Below are 16,152 nucleotides of genomic sequence, written 5' to 3' on the forward strand. Positions count from 1 at the left end.
TTTTGTTTTTTGGAATTTTTAATATTTTTTTTCAACAAATTTTGTAACGGGGCCAGAGCATGAAAGTCGAACCAGGGCTCTACCAACATTATAAAGGTCCGCAGTACCGCGTTTTCAGCGTGGCACGGCATTCCGAGACCGAAGAAGAAGTGGTGTTCTACCAAGCACTGTATGGCGATTACGGCTTTTGGGTGCGCCCCTTGAGCATGTTCCTGGAGACCGTTGAAGTTGACGGCGAGCAGGTCCCGCGCTTTGCTTTGGTCCAGGTCGAACCCAGTCTTTTTTCAGGGCAATAACGGCAGGTCGCGCAGAATGCTGCGCTTGACCTCACCTTGTTGCCACTATATATAGCGTTGCCGCGTCAGGCGCCAACTGCCTTTCACTTCTCGAATTCAGGAATTTTCCGATCCATGGGCAAATCGCTGGTCATTGTGGAATCCCCGGCTAAGGCCAAGACCATCAACAAGTACTTGGGCAACGAGTACGTGGTGAAGTCGAGTATCGGCCATATCCGAGACCTGCCCACCAGCGGTTCGGCTAGCGCCAGCAAGGAGCCTGCCGCCAAGCGCGGCAAGGCGGCTGCGGGCGAAGGTCCGGTGCTCACGCCTAAAGAGAAAGCGCGCAAGCAGCTGGTCTCGCGCATGGGTGTGGACCCGGATCATGGCTGGAAGGCCAAGTACGAAATCCTTCCGGGCAAGGAAAAGGTCATCGAAGAGCTGCGCCGGCTCGCCAAGGATGCCGACACCATCTATCTCGCAACGGACTTGGACCGCGAAGGGGAAGCCATTGCCTGGCACCTGCGGGAAGCCATCGGCGGTGATGACAGCCGCTACAAGCGTGTGGTGTTCAACGAAATCACCAAGAAAGCCATCCAGGAAGCCTTCTCCAAGCCGGGCGAGCTGGACATCGATCGCGTCAACGCCCAGCAGGCCCGTCGTTTCCTCGACCGCGTCGTGGGCTACATGGTCTCGCCGCTGCTGTGGGCCAAGATCGCCCGTGGCCTGTCCGCCGGCCGTGTGCAATCGGTAGCGGTCAAGCTGGTGGTGGAGCGCGAACGTGAGATCCGTGCGTTCAACCCCGAGGAATACTGGGAAGTCCATGCCGATCTCGGCACCGCCAAGGGCGCCAACGTGCGCTTCGAAGTGGCCCGTGAGAAAGGCGAGGCGTTCAAGCCGCTGAACGAAGCCCAGGCCATGGCCGCGCTGGAAAAGCTCAAGGCCTCCAGCTACAGCATCGTCAAGCGTGAAGACAAACCGACCAGCAGCAAGCCGTCGGCGCCGTTCATCACCTCCACCCTGCAACAGGCCGCAAGTAACCGCCTGGGCTTCGGGGTGAAGAAAACCATGATGATGGCCCAGCGTCTGTACGAAGCCGGCTACATCACTTATATGCGTACCGACTCCACCAACCTGTCGCAAGACGCGGTGGCGATGGCGCGTACCTATATTGAAAGCGAATTCGGCAAGACGTACCTGCCGGAGAAACCGAACGTCTACAGCAGCAAAGAAGGCGCCCAGGAGGCTCACGAAGCGATTCGTCCTTCCGATGCCAACACCGAGCCAAGCAAGCTGAGTGGCATGGAACGCGACGCTGAGCGCCTCTACGAGCTGATCTGGCGCCAGTTCCTGGCTTGCCAGATGCTGCCGGCGCAATACCTGTCCACTACCGTCAGTGTCGGCGCTGGGGACTTCGAGCTGCGCGCCAAGGGCCGTATCCTCAAGTTCGACGGTTACACCCGGGTGATGCCGCAGATCGCCAAGCCTGGCGATGACGATGTGCTGCCGGACATGGCCCAGGGCGACACGTTGAAGCTGATCAAGCTCGACCCGTCCCAGCACTTCACCAAGCCGCCGGCGCGTTATTCGGAAGCCAGCCTGGTGAAAGAGATGGAGAAGCGCGGTATCGGTCGTCCGTCGACTTACGCGGCGATCATCTCCACCATCCAGGACCGTGGCTACGTCGCGCTGCACAACCGTCGTTTCTATTCGGAAAAGATGGGCGATATCGTTACCGAGCGCCTGTCCGAGAGCTTCTCCAACCTGATGGACTACGGCTTTACCGCCGGTATGGAAGAGAACCTCGATGACGTGGCCCAGGGCGAGCGCGACTGGAAAAACGTGCTCGACGAGTTCTACGGCGACTTCAAGAAAAAACTCGAAGTGGCCGAAAGCCCCGAGAGCGGCATGCGTGCCAACCAGCCGGTGATGACCGACATCCCGTGCCTGACCTGTGGCCGTCCGATGCAGATTCGTACCGCATCCACCGGCGTGTTCCTCGGTTGCTCGGGCTACAGCCTGCCGCCGAAAGAACGCTGCAAGGCCACCGTCAACCTGGTGCCGGGCGATGAAATCGCCGCCGACGACGAGGGTGAATCCGAATCGCTGGTACTGCGTGGCAAGCACCGCTGCCCGATCTGCAGCACAGCAATGGACGCTTACCTGCTGGACGAGAAGCACAAGCTGCACATCTGCGGTAACAACCCGGATTGCGACGGCTACGAGATCGAAGAGGGCAGCTACCGCATCAAGGGCTACGAAGGCCCGAGCCTCGAATGCGACAAGTGCGGCAGCGAGATGCAGCTCAAGACCGGCCGCTTCGGCAAGTTCTTCGGTTGCACCAACCCGACCTGCAAGAACACGCGCAAACTGCTGAAAAGCGGTGACGCGGCGCCGCCGAAGATGGACCCGGTGAAGATGCCGGAACTCAAGTGCGAGAAGGTCAACGACACCTACATCCTGCGTGATGGCGCCTCGGGCCTGTTCCTGGCGGCCAGCCAGTTCCCGAAAAACCGCGAGACCCGAGCGCCGTTGGTGCTGGAGATCGTGCCGCACAAGGACGAGATCGATCCGAAGTACCACTTCCTGTGTGAAGCGCCGAAGAAGGACCCGGATGGTCGCCCAGCCGTGATCCGCTACAGCCGCAAGACCAAGGAGCAGTACGTGCAGACCGAAGTGGACGGCAAGCCAACCGGCTGGAAAGCGTTCTACGACGGTGGCAAGTGGAAGGTCGAGGACAAGCGCCAGGGCGCTTGATCCGCTAGTCTGTTAACGTTGGAAGCCGTCTGTATAGACGGCTTTTGCTTGCTGTGGGAACGAGGAGGGCGCCTGGTCCTCGCTCGCGAAGGTTGTTAACGATTACGCGAAAAACCTGGCGCCAAACGGTGCTCTGAAGTTTTTCGCGAGCAAGCTCGCTCCTACATAGCCAGGATCACGCTTATTCGTTGTGGAGATTGCCGTTATGGCCAACGAGCTCTATACCCGTACCAATCAGAAAATTTATTTTGCGGGTTTGTCCCTGGAAGCCCTTGGCCGTGCCGAGGAGGGGAAGGAGATGAACGCGATTGCGCTGGTCCAGGCCGGGCGTGAAGCCGCGTTGTTCCACCTGTATGGTGCGTTACTGGGCTTGTGTCATGAGATCGCCGGGTTCTACCGTTTGCCCCAGGCCGGTTCGCCCCGTGCGGAAATGATCATGAATCGTGAGGTGCTGGAAAGCATGGCGATCCCTGAGCTGGCCGAGCTGGTGGAAATGGCGCAGAGCCCTGACAGCTGGGTCGCGCGCCTGCTTAAGGCCCATGCGGATATGTTTCAGCCGCCCCGTGTTCCCCATGTGCCCAAGGGCGATGTAACCCAGCCCTTGATCGTTGCGGTGGCGCTGGAAGAGGAAGAGCCCAAGCCACTGGGTCGCGAAGAGTTGGAAGGCTGGCGTCAGGCGCTGAAAAAGATGGCATTGCGCTTTCGTGAAGGTTTGAACGAGTGCTGAACGTTGGTCGGATTCACATGGCACCGTTCATCAAGCCGTAAAGAAACCTCTTCAGATCCTCAGCGAGGCCGGGCGGATGACTGATATAATCCCGGCCTTTCGTGGAGAACAGACTTTTATGCCGACGTCCTTTCTGGAAATTGTTGAGTTGCCTGACGGCCGAATCGAGCTGCGCCGGGCCGAGGACGAAGGTTCTCTGGTTATCCTGGATTTTTCCGAGGACGCCAAGGTGTTCCTGCAGGGCCAGCACGTGGAAGTGGCAAAAGCCATGTTGAGCGTTGGTGTGCAGATGGCCGGTCGCCTGGCAGAAGGCGAGCCCGAGAAAGAAGACGGCCCGCGCGTTCTTCACTGAGTGTGGCAAGTGGGTTCGCTGTTGTGGCAAGCCCGCTCACCACAACAGGCTCCTTCAAATGGATAGCCTGCGGCACACAGAATTAACCCAATCGAATATTCAAGCTCTGTGCATCGCCGGTACGCGCTGCGCTGATCAGCTGTGCCTTGGCAGTGGCATTCAGCGGGTTGAGCCAGCTCACCACGGTGTGGCTACGACCCAGGCGCAAGGCTTCACAGGTCAACTGCTGAGCACTTTGCGCACCGCGGGGTTGCAGCAACAGGATGCGCTCGCGATTAAGGCCGGCATCCCGCAGCCAGGCCTGGGTCAGGCTGGCGGGCGGGGCGATCAGCGTCAACCAGCGTGCATCCTGTTCCTCGCTCAGTTCACGAAGGATCGGCGCCAGCAGGCTCAGGCAGCTCCCAGCCGCACCGCGCAACGACAGTTCACTGAACGCCTCAGGTTCGGCGCCCCAGGGCGCCTCGACCGTTTCCTTGAGGATGGGCGCAAGGGGTTGGGCCATAAAGGCCTCGAACAGCGACAGTTGTGTGTGTTGGGGGGTGTGCACGAGCTGCATGATGCCTCCTTTAGCGGCGAATGACGCCGACGCTCAGGCCTTCGATCACCAGGTCCTGATCTTTCAGGTTCACTTCAATCGGGGCGAACTCAGGGTTCTCGGCCAGGAGCCAGACCTTGCTGCCTTCGCGCTTGAAGCGTTTGACGGTGACTTCATCGCCGATACGGGCGACGACGATCTGGCCATTACGGGCTTCGCGGGTAGTGTGGACGGCCAGCAGGTCGCCATCGAAGATCCCTACGTCCTTCATGCTCATGCCGTGCACCCGCAACAGGTAGTCGGCGCGAGGATGGAAGAAGGTCGGGTTGATGTTGCAGGATTCCTCGACGTGCTGCTGCGCCAGGATGGGCGCACCGGCGGCGACGCGACCGATGATCGGCAGTGTCGATTCGTCGGCCTTGGCTTCGAAGCCAGGGATGCGAATACCCCGTGAAGCACCGGGGGTCATCTCGATCGCGCCTTTGCGAGCGAGGGCCTTGAGGTGTTCTTCGGCGGCGTTGGGGGACTTGAACCCCAGTTCCAGCGCAATTTCCGCTCGTGTCGGCGGGTAGCCGTTGTCATCGAGGCAGCGCTTGATAAAAGCCAGAATCTCAGCTTGGCGTGGCGTCAGTTTTAGCATGTTGATCGCTCTGTCTTTTTATACAGTGACTGGGATTATATACAGTGAACTGCACTTGGCAATCATCCTTTTCTGCGGCTCCGCTGGACGGTCATTCGTCAAGTGTCCTACAAGGCAGAGATAGCGCTGCCTACAGACCTGGGAGTATGTGATTAAATAGCGATGAAATAGATGACTGCCCGGCCGGAAAGCGAACTTGCAGGCTTGACAAGACACACCCTGAAACGTATGTTTCAAACAAGTGTTTGTCAGGCGGAGTATCCATGGCCCAGTCGGAAACCGTTGAACGCATTCTCGATGCTGCCGAGCAATTGTTCGCGGAAAAAGGATTTGCTGAAACTTCATTGCGGCTGATCACCAGCAAAGCCGGGGTCAATCTCGCTGCAGTGAACTACCATTTCGGCTCGAAAAAGGCCCTGATCCAGGCGGTATTCTCGCGCTTCCTGGGGCCGTTCTGTGCCAGCCTCGACCGTGAACTCGAGCGCCGCCAGGCCAAGGCCGACCACAAGCCGACCCTGGAAGACCTGCTGGAAATGCTCGTGGAGCAGGCGCTGGTGGTTCAGCCACGCAGCGGCAATGACCTGTCGATCTTCATGCGCCTGCTGGGCCTGGCATTCAGCCAGAGCCAGGGCCACTTGCGCCGTTACCTGGAAGACATGTACGGCAAGGTATTCCGCCGCTATATGTTGCTGGTCAACGAAGCCGCCCCGCGTATTCCGCCGATCGAACTGTTCTGGCGCGTGCACTTCATGCTCGGTGCGGCCGCATTCAGCATGTCCGGGATCAAGGCGTTGCGTGCGATTGCCGAGACCGATTTCGGCGTAAATACTTCCATTGAGCAGGTCATGCGCCTGATGGTGCCATTCCTTGCCGCCGGTATGCGCGCTGAAACCGGCGTGACCGACTCGGCCATGGCTGCCGCCCAATTGCGCCCGCGCAGCAAATCCACGCCAGCTGCCGCCAAGGTTTGACCGCTCCGGGTGTGCGCGGCCGCTTGCATCCGCTAAGCTAGCTGCCCATGTCGAATTCAGCTATTTACTCGCAACCTGTTGTCCTCACTGCGCCTGGTGGGGTCAACGGGTTGTGTGCGTTATTTAAGGAAGGTTTATGACTGCTGCCCTGCAAGGTTCTTTGATGGTCGACGTGGCCGGTACTTGGCTGACGGCCGAGGATCGCCACCTGTTGCGCCAGCCTGAAGTCGGTGGCCTGATCATTTTTGCGCGCAATATCGAGCACCCGCGGCAGGTGCGGGAATTGAGCGCGGCGATTCGTGCCGTGCGCCCGGACCTGCTGCTGGCGGTCGACCAGGAAGGCGGTCGCGTACAGCGCCTGCGCCAGGGCTTTGTGCGCCTGCCGGCCATGCGCGCGTTGGCGGACAACCCCAACGCCGAGTACCTGGCCGAGCAGTGCGGCTGGATCATGGCCACTGAAGTACTGGCGGTCGGTCTCGACCTGAGCTTCGCCCCGGTGCTGGACCTGGACTACCAGCGCAGCGCCGTGGTCGGCACCCGTTCCTTCGAGGGCGATCCCGAGCGCGCCGCCGTGCTCGCCGGTGCCTTTATCCGAGGCATGAACAGCGCCGGCATGGCCGCCACCGGTAAACACTTCCCGGGCCATGGCTGGGCCGAGGCTGATTCCCACGTCGCGATTCCCAATGATGAACGCAGCCTGGAACAGATTCGCGCCAATGACCTGGTGCCTTTCGCACGCCTGAGCAAGCAGTTGGCGGCAGTGATGCCGGCGCATGTTATCTACCCGCAGGTGGATGCGCAGCCTGCCGGTTTCTCACGCCGCTGGTTGCAGGACATCCTGCGCGGCGAGTTGCAGTTCGATGGGGTGATTTTCAGCGATGACCTGTCGATGGCTGGCGCCCATGTGGTCGGCGACGCCGCCAGTCGGATCGAGGCGGCGCTGACCGCCGGTTGCGACATGGGGCTGGTGTGCAACGATCGTGCGGCGGCTGAGCTGGCGCTGAGTGCGGCGCAGCGCATGAAGGTCACGCCGTCGGCCCGCATCGCGCGTATGCGTGGGCAGGCGATTGCTTCGACTGACTACAAGCAGGATCCGCGCTGGCTCACCGCACTGGGCGCTTTGCGGGATGCACAGCTGATCTAGCGCTTTTCCTGCTTATTGGGCAACGGCGCAAACAACGCCTCGATATCGTCGTTGCCCAACTGCCAATCCCCCGTCGTACGCCCATCCAGCACGCCCGCTGCCAGGTCGGATTTTTCCTTCTGCAGGTGCTGGATTTTCTCCTCCACCGTGCCCCGCGCAATCATCTTATAGACGAACACCGGCTTCTCCTGGCCGATGCGGTATGCACGGTCGGTGGCCTGGTTCTCGGTGGCCGGGTTCCACCAAGGGTCGTAGTGAATCACGGTGTCGGCTTCGGTCAGGTTCAGGCCCACGCCACCGGCCTTCAGGCTGATCAGGAAAATCTGCAACTTGCCGCTCTGGAAATCCTTCACCGGTGTGCGCCGGTCGCGGGTCTGGCCCGTCAACAGGGCGTAAGCGACACCGCGTTTTTTCAGCTCCACTTCGATCAGGCTCAACATCGAGGTGAACTGGGAAAACAACAGGATCCGGCGGCCTTCCTCAAACAGCTCTTCGAGCATTTCCATCAGGCTGTCGAGCTTGCCCGAGCTGCTGCCGCGGGTGGGCAGGGTCGCATCGTTGACCAGGCGCAGATCGCAGCACACCTGGCGTAGCTTCAGCAGTGCTTCAAGGATGATGATCTGGCTGCGTGCCACGCCTTTGCGGGTGATTTCGTCGCGGACCTTTTTGTCCATGGCCAGGCGCATGGTCTCGTACACATCGCGCTGGGCCTCATTGAGGTCGACCCAATGAATGATCTCGGTCTTGGGCGGCAGCTCCGTGGCCACCTGTTCCTTGGTGCGGCGCAGCAGGAAGGGTTTGATCCGACCGTTGAGGTGCTGCAGTCGTACCTCGCTGGCGCGCTTTTCGATGGGGACGCGGTAGTCGCGGTTGAAGCTTTTGACGTCGCCCAGCCAGCCCGGCAGCAGGAAGTGGAACAGCGACCACAACTCGCCCAGGTGGTTTTCCAGCGGTGTGCCGCTCAGGCACAGGCGCTGCCGGGCATTCAGCTCGCGCGCGGCCTGGGCAGCCTTGCTGGAAGGGTTCTTGATGTACTGGGCTTCATCGAGGATCAGCACATGCAAGGGCAGGGCGGCCAGGTGTTCGATGTCCTTGGGCAGCAGCGCGTAGGTGGTCAACAGCAGGTCGTAGTCCTGCAGGCTGGCGAAGTGTTTTTTGCGCGTGGCCCCGTACAGCGCCAGTACCTTGAGCTGCGGGGTGAAGTGCGCCGCTTCGTCGAGCCAGTTGGGGATCAGGCTGGTGGGCATCACCACCATGCACGGCCGGTCCAGGCGCCCGGCGATCTTTTCACTGAGGATATGCGCCAGGGTCTGCAGGGTTTTGCCCAGGCCCATGTCATCCGCAAGTATGCCGCCCACCTCCAGCTGGCGCAGCGACTGCATCCAGCTCAACCCTTCCAACTGATAAGGTCGCAAGGTCGCGTTCAGGCCTTCGGGCGCCACGCAGGTGAAGTCCTTGATGTCCCGCAGGCGCTGGGCAAAGTTGCGGATCTTCTCGCCGCCCTCCCATTGCAGGGGCAGGTCTTCCAGCGGGTTGAGGCGAATAGCATCGGCCTTGGCCAGGCGCAGCGCGGTGGTGCCGGGCTCCTGCAGGTAAAACTCGCCGAGGGTGGCCAGTACCGGTTTCAGGCGGCCGTAGGGCAGGGCCACTTGCAGCGGGCCGTGGCCGCCATTGGGCAGGCCGGGAATATTCACCAGGATCAGCTCGTCATCCCTGCGTCGCGCGAGTTTTTCCGGGTTGAGGATCTCGGTGTGGGAGCGCATCAGGTTGAGCAGGATCGGTAGCAGGCTCAGGCGCTCACCGTTGACGATAATCCCCAGTTCCAGGTCGAACCAGTCGCGCTCGGGGCCTTCATCGACGGTGGCGTACCAGTCGTCGACGGCGCTCAGGTCAAACCCGAAGTCATCATCGATCTGCAGCTCCCAACCCTCGGCCCGCAGGGTCGGCGAGGCATTGAGGGTGAAGTTCAGCCAGGCGCTGTCATTGACCATCTCGAACAGCTCGCCGGCGCTTTCCGGCAAGGCCTTGCTCTGGCGCGTGGCGATCTTGAAACCGAGCAGGCGCAGTTGTTCGCGATAGGGCTGCTCCAGCTCGGGATGGCGCTTGATGCGCAGGCTCTGGGTTTCCTGGCGCACGATGATGTCGGCGTTCTTCTGCCCGCTGACATAGTTGCCCAGGTAGTTGAACGACAACGCCGCACGGTGCTGGATATAGCGTTGCATCTTGCCGTTGCGCGGCTCAAATGCGCTGAACTCGACGCTGGCCAGCCACAGGCGCGGCACGGGCACCACATCCTCCATCACCACCTGCGGCAACACCACGCGGTTATCCAGCACGGCCTGGAGTTTTTCCAGCAACTCGGCATCCTGGGCCGCCGCCGGGTAGGCCAGGGTTTCCTGGACCTTGAGCAGCACCGCCGCGATGTGTTTGCAGTTGGTGTGCACCGGGCAGGTACAGCGGCTGTCCACCAGGATCAGCGCGCCCTTGGCCGATTCGCGCAATGAGATGGTCTGCCGGTAAACGTTGCCCCCCGAGCCTTCGCAACTGGCGACGATGGTGCTGTCGCCGGATTCGACGATGCGCACACGGTTCTCCAGGGCGTAGCGTCGCCCGCGCTCCAGGCTTTGCTCTTTGAAGCGATTGGCCCACGAAGGGGCCAGGGGTTTGGTCAACGGCGACGTCAGGGGCATGGCGCTGAATCAGTCCTGAATGTCGGGCGGGGGTGCGCTGGGTGGCTTGGCGGTCAGCGACGTGATCTTGATCAGCAGTGCCAGGTGGCCGCCATCCAGGTAGTTGAGCTGGTTGTTCTTGGTGCGCACGTCTTTCTGGCTCAGGTGTTCGCTGGCCACCACACTGCCGTTGCTGTCGAACGTGTTGAGCCAGAAGTCCGCATCGATATCCGTGAAGCGCCCCAGTTGCAGGCTCAACACCCCTTCGATGGGGAACTGGCCGAACTGCTCCTGGCCGTCGGTGATCGCGATCCTGACCGGCTGCTCGCCGAGGTTCTGTTCCCAGGCCTTGTGCGCCAGCACGGTGAAGCTGTTATCGGCGTTGAGTTTGTCGACGATATTGTTCAGGCGCGGCGGGCTCAGCCTGTCGCCCAACCGCTGCGCGCCCGCATCCCAGTTTTCCGGCGCAGCGCGGCTGTTGAGCGCCGGCTCCGCGTTCTGGCGTACCAGGATCATTTCCACCTGGTACGGACTGTCGGCAAATGCCGAAGGCGCGAGTACCACCAACAACAGGCTCAGAATGCGGAACAGGCGCATTGGGGCGTCCTTCAAGCAGATTTCGGGATGAGGCGCTCGAACAACGCCTCCAATGTATTAAAGCGTTCTTCGGCACGTTCCATCGGCACCATGAACTTGAACAGCGTAGCCCCTTCGAACTTGTAGCGATTGGGCTGGCCCTGGATCAGCTTGATCAGCACCAGGGGGTCCACCGGCGTCTGCGCTTCGAACTCGATACGCCCGCCTTGCGGCCCGGCGTCGACTTTCTTGATCCCGAGCTGCTCGGCCTGCAATTTGAGCAGGGTCAGGCGCACCAGGTTCTTGGTCGGCTCGGGCAGCAGGCCGAAGCGGTCGATCATCTCCACCTGCAGGTCCTTGAGGCCCTCTTCGTCGGTGGCCGAGGCGATGCGCTTGTACAGGATCAACCGTGCATGCACATCCGGCAGGTAGTCTTCGGGGATCAACGCCGGCAAGCGCAGGTTGATTTCCGGACCGCCGCCCAGGGGCTGGTCGAGGTTTGGCTGCTCGCCCTTGCGGATGGCTTTCACCGCGCGTTCGAGCATCTCCATATACAGGGTGAAGCCGACGGCCTGGATCTGCCCGCTCTGGCCATCGCCCAGCAGTTCGCCGGCACCGCGGATTTCCAGGTCGTTGGTGGCCAGCACAAAACCGGCGCCCAGGTCCTGGGTGTTGGCGATCGCTTCCAGGCGCTTTTCGGCGTCCCCGGTGATCTGCTGGCGGGGCGGCGTCAGCAGGTAGGCATACGCCTGGTGGTGACTGCGCCCAACCCGGCCGCGCAGCTGATGCAGCTGGGCCAGGCCGAACTTGTCCGCCCGCTCGATGATGATGGTGTTGGCGCTTGGCACGTCGATGCCGGTCTCGATGATGGTCGAGGCGATCAGCACGTTGAAGCGCTTGTGGTAGAAGTCGCTCATCACCTGTTCGAGATCGCGTTCGCGCATCTGCCCGTGGCCGATGGCGATGCGTGCTTCCGGCACCAGTTCGGCGAGGTCGGCGGCGCATTTCTCGATGGTTTTTACGTCGTTGTGCAGGTAGTACACCTGGCCGCCACGCAGCAATTCCCGCAGCAGCGCTTCCTTGACTGTGCTTTTGTTCTGCTCCATCACGAACGTGCGCACCGACAGGCGCCGCGCCGGCGGCGTGGCGATGATCGACAGGTCGCGCATGCCCGACACCGCCATGTTCAGCGTGCGCGGAATCGGCGTGGCGGTGAGGGTAAGAATGTCGACTTCGCTGCGCAGGGCCTTGAGCTGTTCTTTCTGACGCACACCGAAGCGGTGTTCTTCGTCGATGATCACCAGGCCCAGGTTCTTGATCTTTACATCGTCCGACAGCAGCTTGTGCGTGCCGATCACGATGTCGATCTTGCCTTCGGCGAGGTCGGCGACCGCCGCGTTGACTTCCTTGGCGGACTTGAAGCGGCTCATCACTTCCACGGTCACCGGCCAGTCGGCAAAGCGGTCGCGGAAGCTGTTGTAGTGCTGCTGGGCGAGCAGGGTAGTCGGCACCAGGATCGCCACTTGCTTGCCGCCGTGTACCGCAATAAAGGCTGCGCGCATGGCCACTTCGGTCTTGCCGAAGCCCACGTCGCCGCACACCAGGCGGTCCATCGGCTTGGGCGCGAGCATGTCGGCGCGCACCGCTTCGATGGTGGTCTGCTGGTCCGGGGTTTCTTCGAAGGCGAAGCCGGCGCTGAAGGTGGCGTAGTCGGCCTTCGGGTCGGCGAAGGCATACCCTTCGCGCGCCGCACGACGGGCATAGATGTCGAGCAGTTCGGCGGCGACATCGCGCACTTGCTCGGCGGCCTTGCGCTTGGCTTTCTGCCAGGTCTCGGAGCCCAGGCGGTGCAACGGCGCCAGGGCGTCGTCGCTGCCGGTGTAGCGGGCGATCAGGTGCAGGTTGGCCACCGGCACGTAGAGCTTGGCGCCCTCGGCGTATTCCATGGTGAGGAATTCGGCGGCCTGGTTGTCGATCTCCAGGGTCTGCAGGCCCAGGTAGCGGCCGACACCGTGGTCGATATGCACCACCGGCGCGCCTTCGCGCAGTTCCGTGAGGTTTTTGATCACCGCGTCGTTGTTGGCGTCGGCGCGTTTTTCACGGCGGCGACGCTGCATCACGCGCTGGCCGAACAGCGGGCTCTCGGCGATCAGCGCGAGCGCCGGGTCATCCAGCAGCAGGCCTTCGTCCAATGGCGCGATGGTGATCGCCAGGCGCTCTTTGCCGGCGACAAAATCCGGCCAGCTGTCGACGGTTTTTGGCCGCAGCTTCAGGCGTTCCAGCAGCTCCAGCAGCACTTCACGGCGCCCGGCGGACTCTGCGGTGAACAGCACGCGACCGGGGAAGTCGCCGAGGAAGTTCGAGAGTGCTTCCAGGGGTTGCGTGGCTTTGGCCTGGATCGCCAGGTCCGGCAACGTTGCCGCTGGGAAGCGCTCGCGGCCGCTGCCGGCGTCCACATCCTGCTGGCTGGCGACCACGCGCGGCCAGTTTTTCAGGCGGGCGAAGCAGTCTTCCACCGGCAGGAACAATTCGGCAGGCGGCAATAAAGGCCGGGAAGGATCGACGCGGCGCTCTTCATAGCGGTTGCGCACGTCGTTCCAGAAGTTTTCCGCCGCCTGTTCGATGCCCGGCAACGAGAACACCTGGGTGTCCTGGGGCAGGTAGTCGAACAGGGTCGAGGTTTCGTCGAAGAACAGCGGCAGGTAGTACTCGATACCGGCCGGGGTAATCCCGCTGCTCAAGTCCTGGAAGATCGGGCAGCGGCGGAAGTCCACGTCAAAGCGTTCACGGAAGCGCGCCTTGAAGCGCGTGACCGCGTCCTTTTGCAGCGGGAACTCCCGTGCCGGCAACAGCTTGATCGACTCGACCTTGTCGATGGACCGCTGGTTTTCCGGGTCGAAGGTGCGCAGGGTCTCGATTTCGTCATCGAACAGGTCGATGCGGTACGGCAACTTGCTGCCCATGGGGAACAGGTCGATCAGCGCACCACGCACGGCGAATTCACCGTGTTCATACACCGTGTCGACGCAGCGGTAGCCGCTGGCTTCGAGGCGCGTGCGCATCTGTTCCACGTCGAGCTTCTGGCCGATATCCAGCACCAGGCTGCTGCCCAGCAGGAACTTGGTCGGCGCCAGGCGGTGCAGGGCGGTGGTGATCGGCACCACCAACACACCGTGGGCCAGTTCCGGCAGGCGGTACAGGCTGGCGATGCGCTGGGAGATGATGTCCTGGTGCGGCGAGAACAGGTCGTAGGGCAGGGTTTCCCAGTCGGGAAAATGCAGCACCGGCAAATCGGGGGCGAAGAAGCTCAGCTCCTGCTCCAACCGTTCGGCGCTTTGGCTGTCGGCGGTAAGCAGCAGGGTAAAGCGCTTGGCTGCGCTGGCAGCCTCGGCAATGGCCAGGCTCAGGGCGGCACCGGGCAGGTTGCCCCAGTGCTGTTTACCTGCCGCGGCAGGGAGAAGCGGTAGACGCAGAACGGGCACGGAAGGTTGAGCTCCAAGCGTTGCGACAAAGTCGGTAATTGTAACGGCCCGGGGTGCCGCCTGTCAGTTGCTGACTGAGCCTATTACGGTTTGTAGGAAATGTAGTGGCTAAGACAAACAAAGCAGCCTTTTGACTCATTATGTAGTGCCGTTTTGCACGGATGTTTCGGAGAGTTACGGACAAGTTGGCGGCACTGCGCCATTGGTGGCCTTCTGAAACCCGCGTGTTTCCTGGCCTGTAGCGGGGTGGTATTTTTTTGCAAGGGCTTTTTGTTGTGGTTGGCGCATTGCTCAACGGGCGGTCGGACGACATAATGTAGCCCCTTTTTTCAGCCCCTACATGTGGAAGGTTCCCGTGACTCAGAAGCCCGACCAGTGTCTTGGTGAATGGATCGACCGTGAAGCACTCGCAGAAGCGATGATCCCGCTTATCGGTCAGCTGTACCGCAATAACAATGTGGTGAGCTCGATCTATGGCCGCAGCCTGATCAACCAATCAGTCATCGCGATTCTCAAGGCGCATCGCTTTGCTCGCCATCGTTCCGCCGACGACAGCGAACTCTCCGTCCACGAAACATTCCCCCTGCTCAAGGCCATGAGCGAGCTCAAGCTCGGCGCGGCTTCGGTAGACCTGGGCAAGCTGGCCTACAAGTTCCGCAAGGAAGGTGCCGGCCGCAGCGCCGAGCAGTTCGTGCGTGAAGAAATGGCCGATGTGGTGGGCCAGCAAAACGCCGCTGCCCGCAAAGGCACCGACGTTGTCCTCTACGGTTTCGGTCGTATCGGCCGCCTGCTGGCGCGCATCCTGATCGAAAAAACCGGTGGCGGCGACGGCCTGCGCCTGCGTGCCATCGTGGTGCGCAAAGGCGCCGAGAACGACCTGACCAAACGCGCCAGCCTGCTGCGTCGCGATTCGGTACACGGTTCGTTCAACGGCACCATCACCATCGACGAAGAAAACAACACCATCACCGCCAACGGCAACCTGATCCAGGTGATCTACGCGAAGAACCCGACCGAGGTGGATTACACCCAGTACGGCATCAAGGACGCCCTGCTGGTGGACAACACCGGCGTATGGCGTGATGCCGAAGGCCTGGGCCAGCACCTGGCCTGCCCGGGCATCGACCGCGTCGTGCTGACCGCGCCTGGCAAAGGCAAGCTCAAGAACATCGTCCACGGCATCAACCACGGTGAAATCACCGCTGACGACAAGATCGTGTCCGCCGCCTCCTGCACCACCAACGCCATCGTGCCGGTGCTCAAGGCTGTGAATGACAAGTTCGGCATCGTCAACGGCCACGTTGAAACCGTTCACTCGTACACCAACGACCAGAACCTGATCGACAACTTCCACAAGGGTGATCGCCGTGGCCGCAGCGCCGCGCTGAACATGGTCATCACCGAGACCGGTGCCGCCACCGCCGCTGCCAAGGCCTTGCCTGAGCTGGCCGGCAAGCTGACCGGTAACGCGATCCGTGTGCCGACGCCGAACGTGTCGATGGCCATTCTCAACCTGAACCTTGAGAAAGCCGCTACCCGTGAAGAGATGAACGAGTACCTGCGCTACATGGCGCTGCACTCCGACCTGCATAAGCAAATCGACTTCGTCAATTCCCAGGAAGTGGTGTCCACCGACTTCGTTGGCTCGCGCCACGCCGGTGTAGTGGACGCGGAAGCGACCATTACCCAGGACAACCGCGTTGTACTGTACGTCTGGTACGACAACGAGTTCGGCTACAGCTGCCAGGTGGTTCGCGTGATGGAAGACATGGCCGGGGTCAACCCGCCTGCGTTCCCGCGCTAAGCCTTAGCACTGAATGAAAAAGCCCCGACTGGTTCGGGGCTTTTTCATGGCTGCTGGTTTGTGTTATCGAGCAGGGCCTCATCGGGAGCAAGCTCCCTCCCACATTTGAATGTATTCACAAGTCGACATGTGGGAGGGGTTAATGCCAGTCAGTTAAGGCTTTTTGTAGGAGCGAGCTTGCTCGCGAAAAACTCACAGGCGCCGCGTTCATTCAGGAAGC

Annotated in this window: 12 protein-coding genes; 7 read left to right on the forward strand and 5 right to left on the reverse strand. The window is 61.3% G+C overall.

Annotation, left to right across the window (positions count from 1 at the left end):
• Positions 1-59 precede the first annotated feature (59 nt).
• From AC07OP_RS28325 to AC07OP_RS28340, 4 genes are all read left to right on the forward strand, one after another.
• Positions 60-296: a DUF1653 domain-containing protein gene (locus AC07OP_RS28325; protein WP_027604241.1), complete on the forward strand. Its 237-nt coding sequence runs from the start codon at positions 60-62 to the stop codon at positions 294-296.
• Positions 297-410: 114 nt separating this feature from the next.
• On the forward strand, positions 411-3,032 hold the full coding sequence (gene topA, locus AC07OP_RS28330; protein ID WP_495101231.1) for a type I DNA topoisomerase: 2,622 nt from the start codon (positions 411-413) through the stop codon (positions 3,030-3,032).
• 205 nt (positions 3,033-3,237) lie between these two features.
• Entirely contained in the window at positions 3,238-3,759 is a 522-nt protein-coding gene (locus AC07OP_RS28335) for a DUF6586 family protein (RefSeq protein WP_495101232.1), read from the forward strand.
• A 118-nt stretch (positions 3,760-3,877) separates the two neighbouring features.
• Positions 3,878-4,111 (forward strand): hypothetical protein, encoded by a 234-nt coding sequence (locus AC07OP_RS28340; protein WP_010212068.1) that lies wholly within the window; start codon positions 3,878-3,880, stop codon positions 4,109-4,111.
• An 82-nt stretch (positions 4,112-4,193) separates the two neighbouring features.
• Here AC07OP_RS28340 and sulA read toward each other — a convergent pair whose 3' ends face one another.
• Together sulA and lexA are read right to left on the reverse strand one after the other, a co-directional pair.
• Positions 4,194-4,667 carry an SOS-induced cell division inhibitor SulA gene (gene sulA, locus AC07OP_RS28345; RefSeq protein WP_065939343.1) on the reverse strand — a complete coding sequence of 158 codons (474 nt, stop codon included), beginning with the start codon at positions 4,665-4,667 and terminating at the stop codon, positions 4,194-4,196.
• A 10-nt stretch (positions 4,668-4,677) separates the two neighbouring features.
• Entirely contained in the window at positions 4,678-5,286 is a 609-nt protein-coding gene (gene lexA / locus AC07OP_RS28350) for a transcriptional repressor LexA (RefSeq protein ID WP_003172575.1), read from the reverse strand.
• Positions 5,287-5,549: 263 nt separating this feature from the next.
• Between lexA and AC07OP_RS28355 the strand changes: the two genes are divergently transcribed.
• Complete coding sequence (locus AC07OP_RS28355) at positions 5,550-6,257, forward strand: TetR/AcrR family transcriptional regulator (protein ID WP_027604237.1); 708 nt, start codon at positions 5,550-5,552, stop codon at positions 6,255-6,257.
• A 136-nt stretch (positions 6,258-6,393) separates the two neighbouring features.
• Complete coding sequence (gene nagZ, locus AC07OP_RS28360; RefSeq protein ID WP_065947399.1) at positions 6,394-7,401, forward strand: beta-N-acetylhexosaminidase; 1,008 nt, start codon at positions 6,394-6,396, stop codon at positions 7,399-7,401.
• Here nagZ and AC07OP_RS28365 read toward each other — a convergent pair.
• Genes AC07OP_RS28365 through mfd form a run of 3 tightly spaced genes read right to left on the reverse strand, consistent with a single transcriptional unit; the run spans position 7,398 to position 14,128 of the window.
• A complete protein-coding gene (locus AC07OP_RS28365) occupies positions 7,398-10,091 on the reverse strand; it encodes a DEAD/DEAH box helicase (RefSeq protein WP_115485927.1) in 2,694 nt (897 codons plus the stop codon). The genes nagZ and AC07OP_RS28365 overlap by 4 nt on opposite strands.
• A 9-nt stretch (positions 10,092-10,100) precedes the next feature.
• Positions 10,101-10,667: a CsiV family protein gene (locus AC07OP_RS28370; protein WP_065928156.1), complete on the reverse strand. Its 567-nt coding sequence runs from the start codon at positions 10,665-10,667 to the stop codon at positions 10,101-10,103.
• Between the two features lie 11 nt (positions 10,668-10,678).
• Positions 10,679-14,128 carry a transcription-repair coupling factor gene (gene mfd / locus AC07OP_RS28375; protein ID WP_253493692.1) on the reverse strand — a complete coding sequence of 1,150 codons (3,450 nt, stop codon included), beginning with the start codon at positions 14,126-14,128 and terminating at the stop codon, positions 10,679-10,681.
• Between the two features lie 340 nt (positions 14,129-14,468).
• On the opposite strand from mfd, the gene AC07OP_RS28380 reads away from it, so the two are divergent.
• The gene (locus AC07OP_RS28380; protein WP_027604232.1) at positions 14,469-15,932 is read left to right on the forward strand and encodes a glyceraldehyde-3-phosphate dehydrogenase; all 1,464 of its coding nucleotides are present in this window, start codon (positions 14,469-14,471) and stop codon (positions 15,930-15,932) included.
• The last annotated feature ends 220 nt before the right edge of the window (positions 15,933-16,152 follow it).

Source organism: Pseudomonas sp. GW821-FHT09D08 (assembly GCF_059416305.1).